Here is a 21,889-nt window from a genome sequence, read left to right as displayed (position 1 = left end):
TCATGAAAATCTGCGTTCCATTCTCTACTTCGCTTTCGCTAAGTTCCTCTGTACCACCATATCATTCACTACGTTCACCGCTTCATTCAGGTAAATGTCATTCTTCAAAGACTTCTGCCATTGCTTGAAACGATCCTGGCGGTCCTTATCATTTGCATATCTGTTTGCGTCCTGAGGAAGCGTAACTACATCAAGTTCTTTCGGCAATTTGTTCAAAGCCTCAAGCTTCTTAACTGTAGTGCTGATGTTTTTCTTTTCTTCTCTGAATTTATCGATGTTCAAAGAATATACTTTATCATTTTGATCAGCCAGCCATTTGGTGTCTGTCTTAATTTCATTGAATGCAGGATTGCTGTTTACGCGGCCGTTGCTGTTGTTATAAACAATGTTCATATCAAAGCCCGGTTTCCATGTATTGTAATCTGCTTTTTGAATTTCGTCCCAAGGCAAAGCATCAGGATCATCCTTTTCACGAAGTTTGGAATATTCAAATACATCAGGCAACACCACATCAGAGCTTACGCCTTTCAACTGTGTGGAACCTCCATTGATGCGATAAAACTTCTGTAAAGTCAACTTTATTGTTCCCAACTCACTATTGGAAGAGAACATGCCGGTTTCTTTATCCAAACCGATATTGCGCTGAACAGTTCCTTTACCGTAAGTAGATGTGCTGCCAATAATCACTCCGCGATGATAATCCTGGATAGCAGCAGCAAAGATCTCAGAAGCCGAAGCACTGAATTCATTTACCATTACAGCCAACGGGCCATCATACAAAATGTTTTTATCGCGATCGCGCAAAATGCTTGGCTTGCCATCTCTGTCTTTCACCTGTACAATAGGTCCATCTTCAATAAACAATCCAACCATTTGAACAACGTCAAACAATGAACCACCGCCATTGTTGCGAAGATCAAGCACCACACCATCTACGTTTTGTTCTTTTAGTTTTATCAACTCTTTTGCAACGTCTGCAGAGCAGCGGGCTCCTTTAGGATTATCGAAATCTGCGTAAAACTCTGGCAGATATATATAACCAACTTTAGATTTACCATTATCTACAATCGTGCTTCTTGCAAAAGTTTCATCCTGTACAATTTCATCACGGATAAGAGAAATAACTTTCATACTTCCGTCCGTTTTTTTCAACGTAAGTTTTACTTCTGTGCCTTTATCACCTCTGATGAGTTTAACAGCATCTTCAACCGCATAACCAGTAAGGTCAACTGCCTCACCATTTCCTTGCGCCACTTTCGCAATGATATCGCCAACAGCAACTTGTCCGGATTTCCATGCCGGGCTACCTGTAACCAGCGTCATTACCTTAATACCGCCATCTTCTTCACGAAGGGAAGCACCGATACCAAAGAAACGACCGCTCATTTGCTCATCAAAATACCTTTTATCTACAGGAGGGAAAAAGCTTGTGTGTGGGTCCATTGAAGTCGTGATCGTGTTCACATAAGTATTGAACTGATCGTCCACAGAAAATTTGAATTTATACCTGTCGAAGGTTTTGTTCATGATTTTTTGCACACGGTCCCTTGCGTCTGATTCCAGCTGCTCGTTAGATTTTAACACAACAGTTTTGTCCTTATCATTCGCTTTGTTTTTTTCCTGTGTGTCCTGCATATCCACATAGCGCTCAAGCACCATGTACTTCAGGCGTTTGCGCCACATGTCTTTTCTTTCCGCCTCATCCTTTGGAAAGTCAAGTTTTTCTGCGTCCAGTACCACTTCTTCGTTTGCTTTGAAGTCAAAGGGTTTTGACAGCAGCAGTTTGGTAATGGAATCTGCTTCGGCAACTCTTTTCTTAAAGATCTCAGCCACGGCAGGAACAAATTGCACAGGACCGCCCAGGATTTCGTCATCCAGTTTGGTCTCGTACATTTTTAACTGATTGATGTCAGATTGCAGGAAAAAGTTTTTGTCCGGGTCGATCGCCACTAAATACTTCTTGAAAATTTCCCTTGAAAAACTATCATTAATTGCTTTCGGACTGTAGTGAACCTGGTCCAGCATTTCACCTACATTATGGAGTATCTTCTCATACTTTGTGGGAGGATTGTGACCCTTTGTGCCCAGAGATTGAAAACCAATAAATAATGCGCCTGCTAACACCACTATTAAAAACGGCAAACTTCTTTTACTAAACATAAATTGAAGCACTTTTTTCATTCAACAAATTGTACATTTTATACACTTCTCTCCAAAAATAACAATAAAATTAATGGCTTGTTGTAAAATGAATTACATATTAACAACGTCTTTGCCAGAATATTATGAACGGTAATGAAGAGTGAAATGTTTAACGAAAAAACCGGAAGAATATTTGGTCGGGTTGCAAAATTGAAACAGGGTAGCCAGTTGCCAGCAGCCGGGGGCCGGTATTTCATGTGCATCATGTTTTTACAATAACTATCACAACAACAAGTTGAGAGATCGTTTGTGTGCGGAGCGTTACCACTGGCATCCGGCTACCGGCACCACACTCTCAACTTCCTTTCCCTCAACATCTAACAGAAATTATTTTTCAAAAAAAGTGTCCATTTTTTTGTGTGGAATAGGAATTACCTTACTTTTGCATCCCCATACACGGTGGTTGTAGCTCAGTTGGTTAGAGCATCAGATTGTGGTTCTGAGGGTCGCCGGTTCGAACCCGGTCATCCACCCAAAAAGCCGAAACAAATGTTTCGGCTTTTTTATTGGGCGAATTCGATTCGCCCCTACGCAGTGTTGGGAATTTTCGAATTTTCAAATTTTCAATTGTTATGAATCCTGCATTGCTCATTGTTCCTGTAGTTGCCGCTTTTATTGGATGGATTTGCAATAAGATTGCATTGCAGGTTTTTATTAACCGCTTTTCTAGCAAATCGAACATTAGTACACTTGCAGCAAGCATTCCTGTCAACGAGATTTTCTCTTTTGACGAAATCTCCCAAAAAATCACCGACCCCGCCAACCTGCAAAAGATCATGCCGGTTATCGATGAGCACATAGACCATTTTCTAAAAGTGAAACTCAAACAATCAATGCCAGTGGTGGGTATGTTCATTGGTGAGAAAACAATCGCTCAACTCAAACAGGTTTTTCTTGACGAATTGCAATCGCTTTTTCCGCAAATCATGCAGAATTACGCGAAAGAATTGCAAAATGACTTTGACCTGAAAAAAATCATCGCCTACAAACTGCAGTCTGTTCCAGAAGAAAAAATTCAAACAGTTATCAAACAGGCTTTTGCAAAACAATTTTCATCTATTGAAATTGCCGGAGCCCTTATAGGGTTTATCATCGGCTCCATATCGGTAGTATCCACATATTTTATTGTAAAATAGTACACAAATTTTATAGAATAGTACGCCATCGCCCCTTCACAAAACTTTAATTTTCAATATTTCGCCACTGGTTCGAGTACAAAACCACTCATCATTTTATTAGTGTACGAAAGACTATTAAGGAAGATATTTGCCCCCAATTAGCCCTTAATATGTAAAATGGAGGCATGGCATTTACAATATTTCCCTTTGCTTTTCGTCCCTCATATTAACTACTAGATCCAGAAATACAAGCAATCACACAATGAGACAAATTTATCTTTTCTTACTACTGGCAACAGTTTATTCTATTTCTGCGCAGGCACAATACCCGGGAGGTGGCAGCGGCCAAAGACGCGCAGGTGGTGGTAATATGACCGGTAGAATGTACGGCAAGATCGTGGACGAAAAAACGAACAAAGGAATCGATGCTGCTACAATCGAACTGACCCAAAGCAAATTTGATACGCTTACCCGAAAAAGAAAAGATACAGTAATCACTGGAATGCTTACAAGAAGCAATGGTGATTTTAGTCTTGAAAATGTTCCGCTTTTTGGCCAGTTCCGCATTACCATTACGGCGATCGGGCATGAGCCAATCGACATGAAAGTGGCGTTTGATTTAAAAGGAATGCAAGGCGGAGATATGTCAGCAGCACTCAATGCGACCGACAAGGACCTCGGCAATATCAAAATGAAGCAAGATGCAAAGGTGCTGGAAGGCGTAACAGTTACAGCATCCAAGCCAATGGTGGAAATGAAGATCGACAGAAAGGTGTTTAACGTAGATAAAAATATTACGTCTGCCGGTGGTTCCGGTGTAGATGTAATCAGAAACGTGCCTTCTTTGCAGGTAGATATTGATGGTAATGTTACGCTGAGAAACACGACGCCACAACTGTTTGTGGACGGTCGCCCAACAAACCTAACGCTTGACCAGATCCCTGCCGATGCTATTGAAAGCGTGGAAGTAATTACAAACGCTTCTGCGAAATACGATGCATCCGGTGGCAATTCCGGCATTTTAAATATCGTTTTAAAGAAAAATAAGAAAGCGGGCTATAGCGGAAACGTGCGTGCAAACGTTGACAGCCGTGGCAAAGTGGGCGGTGGCGCAGATTTGAACCTTCGTCAGGGAAAAGTGAACGTATTTGCAAACATCAACTATAACCAACGGAAATCAATTTCCAACGGTACGACTTCACGTGCTACTAACCTCGATACGGTTACCCTGCTGAAACAATATGACAAAAATATAAGCAACGGCGATTTCATTTTCTCTCGCGCTGGTTTGGATTATTTCATAGATAACCGCAACACGATTTCGGTTTCAGGAAACTTCGTTCGTGGTAAATTTAAGCCCAACACTTCGAGCCAAATGTACACGGACAGTGTAATGCCACCGCTTGATACAAAATATTATTATACCGATAGAGAGGCGAATGGCAATTCAATGTTTCGCAACACGGGTGTGAGTCTTAACTACAAACACAATTTTGCAAAGCCAGGCAAAGAACTGACTGCTGATGTAACCTACAACGGAAGTAACAACGACAACGAAAACTTCACTGGTTCAACTACATACTTAAGACCGAACAATGACTACTTTGGTTACTTCAATCAGCTTACTGATGGTGGCGGTACGAACAATTCGTTTACGGCACAAACAGATTATGTAAACCCACTTGGCGAAAAATCAAAAGTGGAAATGGGTTTGCGTGCAGCTGTAAGAAATGTGGATAGCCATAATGACATTTACACTGTGGATCATAACGGTAATAAAATCAAGTTGCCACAACTATCTTCTTTGTATAATAATTCAGATAAAGTATATGCCGCATACGCAACTTATTCCAATCAGGTAAAGGGCGGAAAATTCGGTTATCAACTTGGCTTGCGTGCTGAGAGTTCTGAAAACAGCGGAACCGTTCACAGTACAACAAATGATTTTAAAGACACATCAAACTATTTCAAGAACAACTTCCCTATCAGCTTGTTCCCTACTGTGTTCTTATCACAAAAATTAGGTGAAGGCGAAGACCTTCAATTGAACTACACAAGGAAAGTAAACAGACCGAACTTCTTCCAATTGTATCCTTTTACGGATTACTCAGATTCACTTAACCTGAATCGCGGTAATCCTAATTTGAAACCGGAGTTTACGAATTCAATTGAGTTGGGTTATTCAAAAACTTACCATGGCAATGACATGTTTTTGGCTACAGTATATTACAAATACACCACTGACCTCATTACAAGAAGCCAGGAAAAAGATTACAACCCTGTAACTGGAAAAGCGGTTTTGGTTAATACCTACATCAACGCCAACAGCAGTTATGTAACGGGCCTCGAGTTGACAGGAAAAAATGCCATCACCAAATGGTGGGATGTAAACAGCAACATTAACTTTTACACATCTAAAATCAATACGAGCGACTCAACAATCAAGCCACAGGATAATATCATCAGCTATTTCGCAAAATTGAGCAACACGTTCAAGCTTCCGAAAAACTTTACAATCCAGTTATCTGGTGATTATACTTCTAAAACAGTGTTGCCTCCGGGCGGAAGTTACAGTTCAGGCGGCGGTCGTGGCCCATGGGGCGGGCCAACTACCACAGCAAATGGATACTTAAGACCGACAGGCGGCGTTGACATTGCTGTTAAATATGAGTTCCTGAAAAACAAAGCAGCTTCTATTTCTGTAAACATGAACGATATCTTCAAAACGAGAAAGACTGATATGTATTCATCGTCTGATTATTTCGTGCAAAATTCTTTACGCACGAGAGATCAGCAGGTTGTACGTGTCAACTTCAACTACCGTTTCGGTAAATTCGATGCTTCTTTATTCAAGAGAAAGAACATGAAAGGCGGCCAGGAAGGAATGGAGAACATGGGCGGAATGGGTCAGTAAGAACTAATAATTAATAAAGAATAATTAATAGGGCCACATTTAGTAATGGATGTGGCCTTGTTGTATGCTCAAAGTAAAAGATATAACTTTCGAACAGACGTAAATTATGTACCAAGCTTAACGTTATGGATGCTGTATTCGACCACAACAAAATATTAAAAAAGATAGCCAAGGAGCGACTTACACCTTTTGGAATTATACAACAGGGTAAATCAAGAACATTTTTATACGATAACGGTTGGTGGATAATTATAATTGAATTCCAATCTTCATCTTGGTCCAAAGGCTCATACTTAAACATCGGCCTAGACTTTAATTTTTTCCCACGAGAACACTTTGCTTTTACTTACGGGTACAGAGAAAAAAGTTTCGAAGAAGTTAAAGACGAAAAACATTTCGCTGATGTGATCAATGAATATTGTGATTTTGCAATCAAAAAAGTAGCGGAATTAAGAACAAAATTTGCAGACGTTTGGACCGCATCTAATACTTTTAAAAAGCAAGTTGACAAAGACCCATGGGATAACTTTGAACTCGGTATTCTTTATGGTTTAACAGAAAATCTATCTAAGGCAAAAAATCATCTTCAAAAAGTCAGTAACGAAAAATGCGAACACAACTTTGAATTTGAAAGACGCAAATTGGTTTTAGAAATTTTGACTTGGCTGGGCGATGATGAAACGTTCTTAATCAAAATGAAAGACCTAATCACCCAGACACGACAACTAAAAAAGCTATCATTCGCCAACCTTGACAATTTAAGAACTAAATCCAACAATAGCGTTGCTAGTAGTGACTTCGAAGAAAAAGCAGCAAGCGTTTGGAATAAAATCAAGCGGTGGATGGCTATGGTGAATAAAGCACACAACCAGACATAAAATTGAGTACGCTAGCGTCACTTACTATAAGACTTGTGGGAGTTGCAGCAGGTCTTGCCCTGGGATTATTTGCTTTCGTTGCTTTCAAAATTGTAAAAAACAATCGGCATGAACAAGTTTATTCGCAAAGCAAAATAGTAAGTCTCGCGACATCCATGAGCGTCTTACTAAAATAGTTGAAAAACAAAGTTTCCAATTTTAGAAACTTTTAATACCTTTGTAGAAAGAGATTATTTGCGGTACTTTCAGACACGATTTTTAGAAGAAGCAGACAAATTCATAGCAGGACTTGACCCCAAAGCGATAAGGAAAGTATTTTATAACATTGACCTTGCCGAGCAGTGCAACGACCCAAGGCTCTTCAAAAAATTGCAAAAAGATATTTGGGAATTCAGGACAAAGTTTGGCGGCGTACAAATCAGGCTACTTGCATTTTGGGACAAAGATGATGAAACCGAAACTTTAGTTTTCGCAACTCATGGGTTTATTAAAAAAGTCGACAAAGTACCAGTAAATGAAATTGAAAGAGCACTCAACATTAGAAACAAATATTTTGCAAGTAAACTTCAATAGTAACCTTATGGCAAAGACAGCAATAAAATCATATTCACTTGCCGAAATGAAAGACAAATACATCGGCAAAAAAGGTTCAAAAGAAAGAGATCAATACGAGTATGAACTTAGCATGGATGTTTTGAGCCGAATGATAAAAACGGTACGGCAGGAACGCAATTTGACGCAAGAACAATTAGGCGAACTAGTCGGTGTGCAAAAAGCTCAAATCTCAAAATTGGAGAGTAGTGCCAACAGCGCAACAATTGATACGATATTAAAGGTCTTTAAGGCTTTGAAAGCCGAGATCCATTTTAATGTAACGATAGAGAATCAATATTTGCAGCTCGTGTAACAGCTCGTTTATTTCAATTATTAAAAACAGCAAAGCCTTTCTCTGCAGAAAGGCTTGCTTATAAAAGACACGTTGGTTGCTTATTGTTGCTCGAGCGGTTGTTGCTCGAAATCAAAAATCACATCTTCCGGCGCGTTTGGATCACGGCCGTATTTATTGTTTCCTATGGTTCCTTCGGAACAAAGCCAAACCAGTAACATGATACCACCTATGAATGGTACAAAATAAAAGAAAAGCCATGTGCCGCTTTTATCTAAATCATGTAATCTTCTCACTGCCACAGCGAGCCCCGGAATAAATGTGCCCAGCAAGATGATTAAATATAAAGCTACTGCACCAATTGAAAATGATTCTGCTCCTACTAGGTCTGATAAAAATCCAAGTGCAAAAGCCGGTACAAAAATCAACAGCAGGTTGAACAGTACAAAATACCAATATTCAGATCTTTTTGCTCTGCCATTGAAGTTGGCATAATTTTCAAGCACGACCTTTTTCCACCAGTCGATCATGTTGAATTGAGATTCTTCTTTCTTCATTTTTGAGGGTTTAGGTTATTGATTAAAAAATGTTTTCAGAAAGTCGAAACGTTCAATTACTGAATAATTGATTTATTGAATAATTGAGCGATCGCCAACCCCCATGCCTGTCCAAATTTCAACCACTCAATAATTCAATGATTCAATAATTCAATATCTACCTCGCCGGCGCACTAAGCGCTCTGAAGTCAACAGGCACAAGGCGGCTAACACCTGGCTCCTGCATGGTTACACCATAAATCACATCCACAGCACTCATCGTCATTTTGTTGTGTGTAACGATGATAAACTGGCTCTCTTCGCTGAAGCGACGGATCATGTTAGTGAACTTACCCACGTTCGCATCATCCAGCGGCGCATCCACCTCATCGAGGATACAGAACGGCGCTGGCTTGATCAAATAAATCGCAAACAATAACGCAGTTGCTGTCAATGTTTTTTCACCACCACTCAACTGCGTGATAGATGAAGGACGCTTGCCTTTTGGTTTCGCCACAATATCAATTGCTGTTTCAGCCAGGTTTTCAGGGTTTTCCAAAATAAGGTCACACTGGTCCTCCTCTGTAAACAATGCCTTGAATACTTTGATAAAGTTTTCCTTTACCTGGTTGAAGGTGTCCAGGAATTTTTGGTTCGCTGTACTCTCAACTTCAGCAATGGTTTGCAACAAGCTATCCTTCGCACTAACAAGGTCATTCTTTTGTTCAAGAATAAACTCGTAACGCTTCTTCATTTCCTGGAAAGCCTCAATGGCCGTAGGATTCACCTCGCCAAGATTCTCCAGGCGCTTCTTCATCCTGTCGCTTTTCTCCTGCAATTCTTCCACCGGAGTTTCTGTATTGCGGGCCTGATCAATGATATCATCCAGGTTAATTCTGAACTCCACCTGCAAGCGTTCTTTCATACCTGCAAGCTGCAATTTCAGTTCGTTCAACCTATCTTTTATTGCACTCAATGAATGCTCAAGAATGTCTTTCTCTTTTGTTTTCGAACGCAGCAAACTTTCTTTCTCCGTCATCTGGTTACGCAGATTGTAGAAAGCCTGGTCCGCTTCATTCAATTTTTTCTCATCTTCTTCTTTTTTGCGTAACAGATCAACCAAGCCGTTCTCAGCATTTTTCAATGCCTCTTCGCTCTCTGCAATGCTTTCGCTTGTTTGCTTCAATTGAGATGCATTGCTTTCGATCTGTACTTTCAAATCATTAAACTGGTTTGTCTTAAAGGCAAGCTCCTGTTTCAATGAGTTGATGCGGCTCTGCTGACGAGTAAGCGAAAGATTGAATTCGTTGTACTGTGCGTTTGCTTCGTTGTAAGCATTTTCAGCAGCTTTGTACTCTCCCTCTACTTCCATCAGTTTCATGCCCACCTCTTCGATCTGGCGAACCAATGTAGAAAGCTCTTCACGTGTTCCGGAAACAGAACCGTTGGTGCTTTCAAGGTTTTGCTGCATTTCTTCCAGCCTGTTACGACTACTTGATTGCTGCGCGTGCAGGTTCTCAATTTTATTTTGCAGCGCAAAAACCTGGTTCGTCAATGTGTTGATATCCGACTGCGTCTGCTTGATTACATTTTCTTTCAACTGCTCGTTAAAACCGATAACCTCATTGTGTTTCTCCTGGATAGAAGCTTTAATGCCACTAACAATGGTTTCCAGTGCAGCTATCTCATCACGCAGTTTCTCAAGATTTTTCGCACGACCAATTTTCTTACCTTCAAACAAACCTACGCTACCGCCAGTCAGTGCATATTTTCCTTTTACGTATTTACCTGTTTTTTCCAGAACCACTGCACCATTGCTGTTATTCAGCACCTCTTCATTTTCTGCGATGAAAACGTTGCCCAATAAATGCTCAGCCAGTTTTTTGTATTGCGCATCTACTTCTATGACGTCAATCGCCGGAATCGCATTTGCCAAAGAGGCATGTGCATTGGCTTCAGACGCATCCAGTTTATCCAGTAAGAAGAAGTTTGCCTTACCTTTTTTATTGGCATCCAGCAAATGCACGGCCTGCAAACCCTCCTGTAAGTTGTTTACAACATAGTAGTTCAGGTATGGCTCCAGCACATTTTCAACGGCTGCACGATACTCTTCTTTTACATAAATGATATCGGAAAGAATTGGAGCCGTATGGTTCCAGTTGGGATTCTTGTGTAAGAATTTCACACTCTCAGGATAGCCTTCCATGCTATCGATGAGGCTCTTCAACAGATCGTGTTCGTTCTTTTTCGCATCCAGTTTACGGCTTTCATCTGCAAGCGTTTGACGCAAACCTTCCAGCGCACTCTGCGTTTGCAAAATCTGCTCTTTGGTTCTCTCGTGATGCTCCTGCAGTTGTTGCAGATCTGTTTTCTTCGTCTCCAGCTCCTGCTCCTTCACACTCATTTCCTCTTCCAGCTGTTTAAGCTGACTGTGTCTCGCTTCACGCTCCTCCTCAATCTGGTTAATGGTGCGCTGAATATTTTGTATAGATGTATCTGCAATAGCCACGCGTTTTTCTGCTTCAAACTGGCTACGCTGTATTTGTTGATTTTCCTGTCTTAAAACATCAACCGCTTTTCTGCGTTCATCGAATGCCTGGCGTTGGCTATCAACAGTATCTTTCTTATCATCCAGTTGCATTTGCAGCGTTTCCAACTTGCCACTTTCCTCTTCCACCTGCTTTTGGGTGAAAGTGATGCTTTCTTCCAAACCTTGCAATTGGCCTTCGCTTTTTTGAAGGAAATCTTCAAGGCTGGTGATTTTTTCTGTCAGGAAATTCAAACGCTGGGAAGCAAGGTTCTTTTCGTTTTCTTTACCTCGCAGGTTTTGCAGCAGGTCGTTGAACTCATGCTGCATGCTTTGTAGCGCTCTTTCCTTTTCAATGAAACCAACTTTCTCCTGCTCGATCGCAGCTTCTTCCTGTGCAATCATCGCCTCAAGTTGGATCTTCTTATCGGTTTCTTCTTCCGTTTGAGAAGAAAGGTCGCGGTAAGTAAGATTGAACCCTTCTAACGAAGCTTTCGCCAACTCAATCGTGAGTTCGCGATATTCCTTCTTGATCTCGTAATATTTCTCCGCTTTTTTCGCCTGGTTTTCCAGTGATTTAAGCTGGTTATTGATCTCAAACAAAAGATCCTCGATACGCGCAAGATCCTGCTCTGCCGCATCCAGCTTTTGTTTGGCTTCTTTTTTACGTGTTTTGTATATGGAAATACCGGCAGCTTGCTCAAGCATACGGCGACGGCTATTCTCTTTATCCTTGATAAGATCGTCCACCATTCCCAGCTCAATGATCGAATAGCTATCGGTGCTCACCCCCGTGTCCATGAAAAGATTTTGGATATCTTTCAGGCGGCAGCTTACATCATTCAGACGATATTCACTCTCGCCGCTTTTATAGAATTTTCGGGTAATGGTTATCGTGGTAAACTCCGTTGGTAATAGATTACGGGTGTTTTCAAACGTTAGACTCACTTCCGCCAAACCGCTGGCAGAACGGGTTTTAGATCCGTTGAAAACAAGACTCTCCAGGTTTTCACTACGCAGCTGACTGATCTTTTGCTCGCCGATTACCCAACGAATACTGTCAATAATGTTACTTTTTCCACAACCGTTGGGGCCAACAATACCGGTAATATTCTCGTCAAAGTTGACTACCGTTTTGTCAGCAAAACTTTTGAACCCTTTGATTTCTAAACTCTTTAAACGCACTGATCTTAATTTTAGTGGGACGGCAAATATATTGGTTTGCCAATAAAGAAAAATTATGCCATAATAGTTATTTTTCCCTAGTTATTAACTGAATCGTAAAAAACCTGTGAGTAAGCTGTGGATAAGTTGATAAAATGCAGATTGTGAGATTCGATGAAATTGTATCTAGTTTTTTATTTAAGAACTGAGAGGATGCTTTGAGCATAAAACAGAAACTCTTTATAACGAACTGATAATCAGCAAATATATTATTGCTCGTGAATATTAAATTTAATTTATTTGAAATTAGCGCATTCCACAACGAGTTTTGCTAAGGATCACATAACCGTTGTAAAACACTTCAATAAAGTTGCCAATTGTTGAAAGCGAAAATGAATTTCTTTAACTTTCTACTGTTATTTCGTTAATATTTCCATTTTCATCCGTTAAAATCACCACCAGATATTGTGATATTTCGTCGCCAATCGAATAATCAAAAATCGCGAATTGTTTCGCTGAGTTGTGAGGGTACAAACCAAGTCTTTTAAGCTGTAAAGCTTTTACAAGTTGAATTTCAGGACTCTCTATTTCGTTTGAAAAATCGACAATGCCAAAAAGCTCATCAGCTCCCATCTCTTCTTCGTCTAGATGAAATTGAACATAGAACCTTACGGCGCCAACTTCTTCCGTATAATTTCTAATGATATACTCTTTGTTTCTCCTATCAAATGATTCAATACTCTCTAACAACCGTTTCATAAGGTTGAAGCCCTTCTCATCAATAGAATCTGCGTTAAAGTTGAGATCAATTGATATCTCTCGCCCATTAAAATCTGCACGTATACGATAGTATTCTTTAAGATTTTCTGAATCAATGTTTCCGAAATAGGGTAATGGATAACTTGCCATTGCTCAGGATTTTTTTTAAAATTAAAGGAAAAGAACATCGCTATTCAGCGCTAACTATCTGCTTCTCCATTTTTGGCAGTCTGATATAAAAAGTCGTTCCTTCGTTCAGTTTGCTTTCGTAAGTAATTTTTCCCTGCAATAAATTGATGTAGCGGGAAACAATATGAAGGCCCAATCCGGTACCCTGGATGTTCACCGCATTCTTTCCGCGATAGAAGGTACTAAACAGATATTGCTGGTCTTCTTCTGCAATGCCTATTCCTTTGTCAGCTATGCTGATAAGCAATTCATTTTCTGTTGATATTGCTTTTAAAATAATTGACTTATTTTCCGGCGAAAATTTTATCGCATTTCCCAATAAATTCATCAGCACGTTTTTCAGCACACGCTTGTCCGACACAAAATTCTGCTCACCTTCAAAATGCACCTCAATTGTCTGGCCGGGTTTGAGAAGCGCCTTTATCTCATCTACAGTTTCCTGCAACAGCGTAGGAATGTCGAAGTTGTAAACGTCCGTGAAGAAATTGCCCTCCTGCAATTTGCCGAAAGAAAGAAAATCCTGTAACAAATCATTTAGGTGATTTACGGAATTTTTTATTCGGTAAATATGTTTATCACGTTTCTCTTGCTCTTCCGTTAGTTGGTATCGTGATAATAGTGATGCTGAGGATAATACTATTGCCAATGGGGTTCTAAATTCGTGGGAAGCCATTGAAACGAATCTTGATTTTATCTCATTCAACTCCCTCTCCTTGCTTAACGCTTCACTTAACTCACTTTGAGATTTTTCAAGTTCACCCAATGCTTCTTTCAGGATCAATGTCCGCTCCTCTACTTTGTTTTCGAGTTGTGTATTAAGTAGCTTAATGTCGTCAGTGATTCTTTCCAATTGGGCCTTTTGCTCCCGTAAGATCAATTCAGCTTCCTTTCTTTGGGTAATGTCCACAATGAACGCGATTACAAACTGTTGATCATTTTGCTTGTAGTGGCTGAGGCTGACCTCCACCGGGAATTCGCTACCGTTCTTTCTCACGGCATAAAGATCGCGGCCATGCCCCATTTTCCTGTTGCCTGGGTTTTGGTAATATCCTTTCCGGTAACCCGCGTGATGGGGGCGAAATTTCGAAGGTATCAAAATGTCGATGTTGCGCCCGATCATTTCATTTTTACCATAAGCAAACAGACTGAGCGCTTCAGGATTTGCGAGTACTATTTCACCCCGATCATTGGTTAAAATAATTCCTTCCGTAGCGTATTCAAACAAAGCGCTTACCTGTTTTTTTTCTGCATCTACGGAACGATAAAGGCGCTTTAAATAAAGCACCAACACCATCGTCATTATTACTATTATTCCGGAAAAAAGATGCTGCATAATGATTTGTTCTGTGGGCATGTTTCCATGAGGATAAAATCCGGAAACGACCACCAATACAAGGCTTACAATACCCAGCAACCTTGTATAAAAATCATCTTTTAAGAATATGGTGAGCAAAATTGCGGTGATCAATCCTCCGTCAAAAAAACGAAACAACGGATTGATGTATTGCAATACTGCAGATGAGATGACAGTAATGAAACAAAATAATATGATTGGAAAATTTTTCTCCTTAAACATTCCGTGAAGTTATTGAAAAGTCAAAAGTAAAAAGTGGTCTGAGTAACATTTTGATCAAACAATTTCACTGTACCTATTTGAAGATTTGAAAATTTGAAAATTTGAAAATACTTTCGGTGCAACCTTTCATTTTTCAAATCAGCTATCCAAATATTCAGGCAGGAAATAACAAATTCAAGGGAGACGCCTACAGCATTTTCAAATTTTCAAATCTTCAAATTTTCAAATTGCATACGACAGTGTATTGAATGTCTCTTAGTGGCACAAAATACCCTCTCCCGGCGCATCCGCCATTATTGGACTGATATATGGAATACCCAGATTCATACCTCGCAATATAAGCAGCAGCCCAATTACCAGCATAAAGACAGGAGTCACTCTTCTTATATAATTGCGAACAGGTAAACTAACAAATGAACCTGCATAGCTAAGTAAAACGAGAGCAGGCAGGGTGCCAAGTCCAAACATTCCCATCAGCAGTGCTCCATTAAAAACCGTTTTGGTGGTTAACGCCAATGCAACGGCAATGTACACCATTCCGCAGGGCAACAATCCATTTGCAAAACCAAGCATCAAAAAGCTTTTCAATGTTGGCTTTTTAAACTGCTTTGCCATGAAAAGATTCAGGTAGTTATGAAACCTGTGCATGAACACAGGCAGGCGATTTGTTTTTTTCAGAAAATACTGGGCAGAAAAAACAAGGATCATCAACCCACTTATGATCGACAACCACTGCTGCAAGCCGGCGAGGTAAAAACTTCTTCCCAGCAAGGCAAACAACGTTCCAACCACCATATACATCACAATTCGACCTCCATAAAAGAGAGTCATGGACAACCTTCTTTCCGCTGCCGGCAAATGCTTTACAGGCAATGCAAGTGCAAGCGGGCCGCACATGCCCACGCAATGGGCGCTGCTAAACAGCCCAAGCATAAAGCCCGATGTGATGATCTGCCATATCATTTGCTGATAGTTAAAGATTGCTCTGTATAGAATTTTTTATCTGCTTCCTGCCAGGATATTTTAACGGTGTACTTGCCCGGTTGCAGCGATTGTTTAGATACCTGTTGAACCAGCGAACCATTTGTTTTCAATGCCACCTGCAAATCATTTTTAGCATTTGCCGGAGCATAGAACCAAATTGATCCAGTCACATTTTCACCGCGCATTTCCTCCGGAAATTGAATTGCAACGTTATTTTCATCTTGCGTTACACTTACATTGTTGTTCAGCATATCTGCATTGTTTCTTCCATCAATCACATTCTGATATACCAACTCATCTTTGTAGTATTCTTTCGATACAAGATCAACCTGCGTTTGTGTACACCTGTAAACCATATAAAGAATGAAGCAACCAAACGCTGCAAATACCAGTAATAGTTTGTTTCCCCAATTCATTTTTTAGTTTTTTGTTGTTAGATAATTGGAACGCAGATTTTCATGATTGTCATGATTTGTTATGATTTATTCTTAATCCCTTCAAAATCGTTGCTCCGTTTTTCATCATTTATCTTCGTATAGTTTAGAATGCAGACTATTATAATTGTCGTGACCTACCATGATTTCCTTCAATCTTATCAAATCATGACAATCATGAAAATCTGCGTGCCTCTCTCATCATTCGTCCACGAAGCCCAAAAACTTCGTCTCCAGCTCATCAATCTTTTCATCTCCGTTATACATGCCGACACGAATAACCGTTGTTCTTTTTTTAACGTCGTTTTTAGGCAGTGCAATAAAGAAAGAACCTGCGCCCTGTCCGTCTTTATGAACCAGGATGTGATTTCCACCTACAATTTCCACACGACCATTCATTTCTTCCAGCCTGAAGGTTAGCGGAACATCCTTGTATGTTTTATTCACCACTTTAACATCGTACAAATTTGTCAGGGTATCTTTTCCTCTTTCCTGGTAGAGCATGCCTGGAGTGCGCATGAGCGTTGCATCAACATCTTTTCTCGTCATCAGCATTGTTGCAAGAATCATTACCAATATGCCCAGCAACAGCGTGTACAATTTCATCCTTGTTGAGTAGTGTAGCTTTTCGCCGGTTTCTATGCCATTTTCAGATGCATAACGGATAAGCCCCGTGGGCCTGCTGGTTTTCTCCATCATTGTATCGCAGACATCAATACAGGCAGTGCAGCCGACGCATTCCATTTGGGTGCCATTGCGGATGTCTATACCAGTAGGACAGACTTTTACGCATTGAAAACAATCGAGGCAATCGCCAAGATCAACTTTTGCAACTTTGCTATACTTGCCACGAGGCTCACCTCGTTTGTAGTCGTATGCAACGATCATGGAATTTTTATCCAGCAACACACTTTGCAGTCGTCCATACGGACACACCACGGTACACGCCTGCTCTCTGAAATATGCGTACACTGCGTAAAAAATCCCCGAGAACAGCATTAACGAAAACAATCCAACAATATGTTCGCTTACCGGTTCTGTGATTATTTTGTATAACTCTTTTACACCTATGATATAAGCGAGAAAAATGTTGGCGATGATGAATGAAAGCAGAAAAAATACAATGTGCTTTGTGCCTTTCTTTCTGATCTTTTTGACTGTCCAACCTTCGCCCGCCAACAGCTTTTGTTCTGCGGCAGATCCTTCTATCCAATATTCAATTTTACGAAAGAACATTTCCATGAAAATGGTTTGCGGACAAACCCATCCACAAAACAGTCTTCCAAAGGCCGCGGTAAAAAGAATAATAAAAATTATGAAGGCAACCATTCCAAGGCCAAGGATGAAAAAATCCTGTGGCCAAAATATCTTCCCAAACAGAATAAATCTTGCGCTTGGAAAATTGAAAAGAAAAAGAGGTCTGCCGTTAACATATACAAACGGCAGACCAATAAACAAGAGAAAGAAAAACCAACTGCATATTGTTCTAGCCCGGTAGAATTTCCCTTTGGGCTTTTGTGCAAAAATCCACTTACGCTTTCCGGCATCGTCGACCGTTGCAAGTCTGTCCCTGAAGGAGACATCCTCTTCTTTCACACTTTTATTTGCATCCGGATACGTACTGGCCATAGTGATTAGTTTAATTTAAATCCTCGCTCAAGTCAAAAGCTAAAAGTCAAAATCTTGTAGTGCTATCTGTGTGAATATTCGCAGCGGCGCTTTTTACTTTTTACTTTCGATTATTGACTTCGCCTTCTATTTCGCTGTTTTTGCAGAATCAGTTGCTGCTGCGGCTCCGGCTTCTGCATACAATTCGCCTTGCTTTGGTTTGGCATTTGGCGGATTGGTTCCGTGTAATGACTTGATGTAGCTGGCAATTTGCTCGATCTGCAAAGGTGAATAGTCATCTTTCCAACTCTTCATACCTTTGCCATCAACACCGTATTTTATTGTTTTGAAAACAGATTTTATATCACCACCATGTAACCAGTAATCATCTGTAAGATTTGGCCCTACACCACCTTCACCTTTCTCTCCGTGACACGCTTTACAAACTGTTGTAAATATTGCTTTACCAGCACCAAGGTCATTTTCTGCTGTCAAAAGTTTCGCATTGTTTTCATCAACATTATTAGCAGATTTTTTCAGGTAAGCTTCTTTTTCCACCTCGGCTTTCTTCATTTCAATTGCATATTCTTCTCCACTTAATGGCGCTGTATGTGCAATGTGGAAACGATACAAATAAACAACGCCACCAAAAATGGTAAGGTAAAAAAGCCAAACCCACCAGCGGGGCAACTTGTTGTCCAGCTCTCTGATACCGTCGTAGTCGTGATCTAAAACGATGGCCTCTTCTTCTGAAGCATGTTTAAAGCCATTTAAGCGTTCCCACCATGAAAGTGAATTTGCGCCTTGGGCTTCAACCAAAGCTTCTGTGTCCAGCTTTTTCTTTTCCAGTCCAAGCAGAACTTTCAGGTTATAGATAAGCGCAAATATGACAAGCAGTTCCGCAATGATCACGCCGATCATCAGATAAAAGGCAACCGGGCTCAATCCTGCAATTGTGCTTGCTGCGTGTGTGGCAGCCACTTCCGCTGTTTCTGCGTGAGCAGTGGAAACACTAAGGCCTCCGGCAATAAGAAATGCTATGGAATATATTGCTGTACTGTTTTTAGGGATTATATTTTTTGCTCTGTAGACCTCCATTCCACTACGTACTACGTAAGCCAACAAAGCAATAATCAGCAACAGTATTCCCATCACAACCGTGAGCCATATCGCCAACGGATTGTTCATGGATGATTCTTGTGTTGACGGTGTATCTGTTGCGCCAAGTGCCCATGCATTGGATGGAACCAATGCTACTAGCGCCGGCAGAAGGAACAGGAGTTTTTTGAACGAAAAGTTTTTGGTTTTTATGATAGACATATTCTTTATCATTTGGGGTGATTGCTATTTATCTAAAGGAATGTTGCTAATATCTTCAATCAATTTCTTGTCTGCCTTTATGGCCCATGCGAGCACGATCAGGAAGAAAACTCCGAAAATGAGGAAGGATGTTATCGGATAAATGCTTACGCCGCTTATTTTCTCGAGATAGTTGACGAATTTCATAATCGATTGTTTAAAATTTTCTGTTACAGACAAGGCATTGCCTTGTCTCTACCTAACCGCCGTTTGATTTTTTGGTGCATCTTTAATGTCTTTACCAACCCTTTGCAGATACGCAATCAATGCTACGATCTCATCTGTGCTTTGCACTTTGATCTTGTCTGATTTCAAACTTTCTTTTATTCCTTTAGCCTGATTCATCAGATCTGCGTTTGCAGTTGCATCATATCCTTTTTCGTATGGCACGCCAAGCGTTTGCATGGCCCTGATCATTTTAGGTGTTTTTGTAGTATCGATTTGATCTTCAAACAACCATCCGTATCTCGGCATGATGGAGCCCGGCGACATTGTTTGCGGATCAAACATGTGGTTGTAGTGCCAGCTGTCAGGATACTTTCCACCGATTCTTGCCAAGTCCGGTCCTGTTCTTTTACTTCCCCACTGGAACGGGTGATCATATACAAACTCTCCTGCTTTTGAATACTCTCCATATCTGGCTACTTCATCTCTGAATGGACGGATCATTTGTGAGTGACAGTTGTAGCAACCTTCTCTTATATAAATGTCACGGCCATGCAATTCAAGGGGAGTGTATGGTTTTACACTTGCGATGGTTGGAATGTTACTCTTTACAAGGAATGTTGGCATAAATTCTATTATACCACCTATTGCCACTACTACGAAACTCAATATCAACATTTGGAACGGACGTTTTTCAATTACACTGTGCCAGTGTTGTTTGCCGTGCGTTACCACTTCTTTTGCAAGAGGTGCAGCTTCAGCAGCTTCATCTGCAACAAAGCTTCCTTTGGCAATTGTTTTATAAAGATTGTATACCATTACTACAGCACCAGACAAATACAATGCGCCACCAATGCTACGAGTGATGTATAATGGCATGATGTGCGTAACTGTTTCCAGGAAACGGAATTTTAGCAAGCCATCTTCTGTGAATGATTTCCACATAAGGCTTTGTGTGAACCCTGCCCAATACATTGGCACTGTATACAAAACGATACCGATGGTACCGATCCAGAAGTGTGTGTTTGCAAGTTTTTTGGAGTACAAATCTGTTTTCCACATCTTTGGAATAAGCCAGTAAAGAACAGCGAATGTGAGGAAGCCATTCCAACCCAATGCACCAACGTGCACGTGCGCAATGGTCCAGTCTGTAAAATGAGAAATAGCGTTTACACTTTTTATTGACAACATCGGTCCTTCGAATGTCGCCATACCATAACATGTAAGTGCCACTACCAGGAATTTCAACACTGGTTCTTCCTTCACTTTATCCCATGCGCCACGCAGTGTGAACAAACCGTTCATCATACCACCCCAGCTTGGAGCGATCAACATTACAGAGAACACAGTTCCGAGCGACTGCGCCCAATCAGGCAATGCAGTATATAACAAGTGGTGAGGGCCAGCCCAGATATAAATAAAGATCAATGACCAAAAGTGAATGATAGATAGCCTGTATGAATAAACGGGTCTGTTAGCTGCTTTCGGAAGAAAGTAATACATTAAACCGAGGTATGGCGTAGTAAGGAAGAATGCCACCGCATTGTGTCCGTACCACCATTGTACCAGCGCATCCTGCACGCCCGCATACCAGCTATAACTTTTTAAGAATGAGATTGGAAGTTCAAACGAGTTTACGATGTGCAACATCGCAACTGTGATCCATGTACCGATATAAAACCAGATAGCAACGTACAAATGTCTTTCTCTTCTTTTAACGATGGTTCCAAACATGTTTACGCCAAAGGCCACCCACACTAATGTTATGGCGATATCCAGTGGCCATTCAAGCTCAGCATATTCTTTACCGGTTGTATATCCCGCCCACAACGTGAGCGCACCGGCAACAATGATCAATTGCCAGCCCCAGAAATGTATTTTACTCAACAGGTCGCTGAACATGCGAGCCTTACACAAGCGTTGCAATGAATAATAAACACCCATGAAAATACCGTTGCCCACAAAAGCAAATATTACGGCATTAGTATGCACCGGCCTCATACGGCCAAACGTTGTAGGTGCAAAATTGAGGTTCAACGCAGGATAGTAGATTGAAACAGCCGCCCACAAGCCGGCAAGCATACCAACAATGCTCCAGAAAATAGTAGCGTACGCAAACCACTTCACAGTCTTGTTGTCGTAATAAAACTTTTCAATTTGCATATATTCGGTTTGATTTTTTTGCAGTAGTTTGTTTACTTGGTTTTTGTCTCTTTAGAGGTATCGTCGAAGAGGATGCGAACAGAAGATCCATATTCATCATCATATTGCCCACTTTTTATGTTCCAGATAAAAGCACCGAGAAAAAGCGCTGCAACGGAGATACTTGCAATCAACAAAATGACAATTACACTCATTGGGATTGATTTCAAGTGTAAAAATATTGTCAGTTCTGCGGCCTCTTATTGATGACCATCAAACGAAAACATGATTTTAATCACATTTGTAAGGCGATATAAGGCATGATGAATAAGGTGTAAGTTGAGGTTTTGTATCGCAACTGGAAATTAGAGTCAGGGGTTGATGTTTTCGTTGCAATAACAAAGGAACAATATCATTTTTTGACTTGAAAAATTTATGCTCCGGAATG

17 protein-coding genes and 1 tRNA gene are annotated in these 21,889 nt (G+C 40.6%); 6 read left to right on the top strand and 12 right to left on the bottom strand.

Features of this window, described 5'->3' with window-relative positions:
• Positions 1-24: 24 nt before the first annotated feature.
• Complete coding sequence (locus KTO63_RS24225) at positions 25-2,181, bottom strand: carboxy terminal-processing peptidase (RefSeq protein WP_232373325.1); 2,157 nt, start codon at positions 2,179-2,181, stop codon at positions 25-27.
• A 420-nt stretch (positions 2,182-2,601) separates the two neighbouring features.
• Here KTO63_RS24225 and KTO63_RS24220 point away from each other — a divergent pair.
• From KTO63_RS24220 to KTO63_RS24195, 6 genes are all read left to right on the top strand, one after another.
• A tRNA-His gene (locus KTO63_RS24220) sits at positions 2,602-2,675 on the top strand.
• 99 nt (positions 2,676-2,774) lie between these two features.
• Positions 2,775-3,338: a hypothetical protein gene (locus KTO63_RS24215; RefSeq protein ID WP_217794558.1), complete on the top strand. Its 564-nt coding sequence runs from the start codon at positions 2,775-2,777 to the stop codon at positions 3,336-3,338.
• Between the two features lie 244 nt (positions 3,339-3,582).
• Complete coding sequence (locus KTO63_RS24210; RefSeq protein WP_232373324.1) at positions 3,583-6,234, top strand: outer membrane beta-barrel protein; 2,652 nt, start codon at positions 3,583-3,585, stop codon at positions 6,232-6,234.
• 125 nt (positions 6,235-6,359) lie between these two features.
• Positions 6,360-7,112, top strand: a complete 753-nt coding sequence (locus KTO63_RS24205) for a hypothetical protein (RefSeq protein ID WP_217794557.1) — start codon at positions 6,360-6,362, stop codon at positions 7,110-7,112.
• Positions 7,113-7,346: 234 nt separating this feature from the next.
• On the top strand, positions 7,347-7,685 hold the full coding sequence (locus tag KTO63_RS24200) for a type II toxin-antitoxin system RelE/ParE family toxin (RefSeq protein WP_217794556.1): 339 nt from the start codon (positions 7,347-7,349) through the stop codon (positions 7,683-7,685).
• Between the two features lie 7 nt (positions 7,686-7,692).
• The gene (locus KTO63_RS24195) at positions 7,693-8,019 is read left to right on the top strand and encodes a helix-turn-helix domain-containing protein (protein ID WP_217794555.1); all 327 of its coding nucleotides are present in this window, start codon (positions 7,693-7,695) and stop codon (positions 8,017-8,019) included.
• Between the two features lie 80 nt (positions 8,020-8,099).
• Here the strand turns inward: KTO63_RS24195 and KTO63_RS24190 are convergent, their stop codons facing one another.
• The 11 genes from KTO63_RS24190 to ccoS form a co-directional block, all read right to left on the bottom strand.
• A complete protein-coding gene (locus tag KTO63_RS24190) occupies positions 8,100-8,555 on the bottom strand; it encodes a DUF805 domain-containing protein (protein WP_232373323.1) in 456 nt (151 codons plus the stop codon).
• Positions 8,556-8,712: 157 nt separating this feature from the next.
• Entirely contained in the window at positions 8,713-12,246 is a 3,534-nt protein-coding gene (smc, locus tag KTO63_RS24185; RefSeq protein WP_217794554.1) for a chromosome segregation protein SMC, read from the bottom strand.
• Between the two features lie 381 nt (positions 12,247-12,627).
• Positions 12,628-13,134: a DUF2004 domain-containing protein gene (locus KTO63_RS24180; RefSeq protein ID WP_217794553.1), complete on the bottom strand. Its 507-nt coding sequence runs from the start codon at positions 13,132-13,134 to the stop codon at positions 12,628-12,630.
• A gap of 40 nt (positions 13,135-13,174) precedes the next feature.
• A complete protein-coding gene (locus KTO63_RS24175; RefSeq protein WP_232373322.1) occupies positions 13,175-14,749 on the bottom strand; it encodes a sensor histidine kinase in 1,575 nt (524 codons plus the stop codon).
• A gap of 255 nt (positions 14,750-15,004) precedes the next feature.
• Positions 15,005-15,712: a sulfite exporter TauE/SafE family protein gene (locus KTO63_RS24170; protein ID WP_217794552.1), complete on the bottom strand. Its 708-nt coding sequence runs from the start codon at positions 15,710-15,712 to the stop codon at positions 15,005-15,007.
• Positions 15,709-16,149, bottom strand: a complete 441-nt coding sequence (locus KTO63_RS24165; RefSeq protein ID WP_217794551.1) for a FixH family protein — start codon at positions 16,147-16,149, stop codon at positions 15,709-15,711. Before KTO63_RS24165 ends, KTO63_RS24170 begins: the two co-directional genes overlap by 4 nt.
• A 219-nt stretch (positions 16,150-16,368) precedes the next feature.
• Entirely contained in the window at positions 16,369-17,796 is a 1,428-nt protein-coding gene (ccoG, locus tag KTO63_RS24160; RefSeq protein WP_217794550.1) for a cytochrome c oxidase accessory protein CcoG, read from the bottom strand.
• Positions 17,797-17,922: 126 nt separating this feature from the next.
• On the bottom strand, positions 17,923-19,095 hold the full coding sequence (locus tag KTO63_RS24155) for a cbb3-type cytochrome c oxidase N-terminal domain-containing protein (protein ID WP_217794549.1): 1,173 nt from the start codon (positions 19,093-19,095) through the stop codon (positions 17,923-17,925).
• A 24-nt stretch (positions 19,096-19,119) separates the two neighbouring features.
• Positions 19,120-19,281, bottom strand: a complete 162-nt coding sequence (locus tag KTO63_RS24150) for a CcoQ/FixQ family Cbb3-type cytochrome c oxidase assembly chaperone (RefSeq protein WP_217794548.1) — start codon at positions 19,279-19,281, stop codon at positions 19,120-19,122.
• A 48-nt stretch (positions 19,282-19,329) separates the two neighbouring features.
• Positions 19,330-21,462: a cytochrome-c oxidase, cbb3-type subunit I gene (gene ccoN / locus KTO63_RS24145; protein ID WP_217794547.1), complete on the bottom strand. Its 2,133-nt coding sequence runs from the start codon at positions 21,460-21,462 to the stop codon at positions 19,330-19,332.
• Positions 21,463-21,494: 32 nt separating this feature from the next.
• Positions 21,495-21,656, bottom strand: coding sequence for a cbb3-type cytochrome oxidase assembly protein CcoS (gene ccoS, locus KTO63_RS24140; RefSeq protein WP_217794546.1), 162 nt, complete (start codon positions 21,654-21,656; stop codon positions 21,495-21,497).
• Positions 21,657-21,889 lie beyond the last annotated feature (233 nt).

It is taken from the genome of Pinibacter aurantiacus (genome assembly GCF_019130065.1).
Taxonomy (GTDB): Bacteria; Bacteroidota; Bacteroidia; order Chitinophagales; family Chitinophagaceae; genus Pinibacter; species Pinibacter aurantiacus.
This window is presented reverse-complemented; position numbering and strand designations above follow the sequence as displayed.

Coding starts and splice junctions, on each gene's coding strand:
- KTO63_RS24225 (WP_232373325.1), bottom strand. CDS start 2,181: ATGAAAAAAGTGCTTCAATTTATGTTTAGTAAAAGAAGTTTGCCGTTT.
- KTO63_RS24215 (WP_217794558.1), top strand. CDS start 2,775: ATGAATCCTGCATTGCTCATTGTTCCTGTAGTTGCCGCTTTTATTGGA.
- KTO63_RS24210 (WP_232373324.1), top strand. CDS start 3,583: ATGAGACAAATTTATCTTTTCTTACTACTGGCAACAGTTTATTCTATT.
- KTO63_RS24205 (WP_217794557.1), top strand. CDS start 6,360: ATGGATGCTGTATTCGACCACAACAAAATATTAAAAAAGATAGCCAAG.
- KTO63_RS24195 (WP_217794555.1), top strand. CDS start 7,693: ATGGCAAAGACAGCAATAAAATCATATTCACTTGCCGAAATGAAAGAC.
- KTO63_RS24190 (WP_232373323.1), bottom strand. CDS start 8,555: ATGAAGAAAGAAGAATCTCAATTCAACATGATCGACTGGTGGAAAAAG.
- KTO63_RS24180 (WP_217794553.1), bottom strand. CDS start 13,134: ATGGCAAGTTATCCATTACCCTATTTCGGAAACATTGATTCAGAAAAT.
- KTO63_RS24175 (WP_232373322.1), bottom strand. CDS start 14,749: ATGTTTAAGGAGAAAAATTTTCCAATCATATTATTTTGTTTCATTACT.
- KTO63_RS24170 (WP_217794552.1), bottom strand. CDS start 15,712: ATGATATGGCAGATCATCACATCGGGCTTTATGCTTGGGCTGTTTAGC.
- KTO63_RS24165 (WP_217794551.1), bottom strand. CDS start 16,149: ATGAATTGGGGAAACAAACTATTACTGGTATTTGCAGCGTTTGGTTGC.
- ccoG (WP_217794550.1), bottom strand. CDS start 17,796: ATGGCCAGTACGTATCCGGATGCAAATAAAAGTGTGAAAGAAGAGGAT.
- KTO63_RS24155 (WP_217794549.1), bottom strand. CDS start 19,095: ATGTCTATCATAAAAACCAAAAACTTTTCGTTCAAAAAACTCCTGTTC.
- KTO63_RS24150 (WP_217794548.1), bottom strand. CDS start 19,281: ATGAAATTCGTCAACTATCTCGAGAAAATAAGCGGCGTAAGCATTTAT.
- ccoN (WP_217794547.1), bottom strand. CDS start 21,462: ATGCAAATTGAAAAGTTTTATTACGACAACAAGACTGTGAAGTGGTTT.
- ccoS (WP_217794546.1), bottom strand. CDS start 21,656: ATGAGTGTAATTGTCATTTTGTTGATTGCAAGTATCTCCGTTGCAGCG.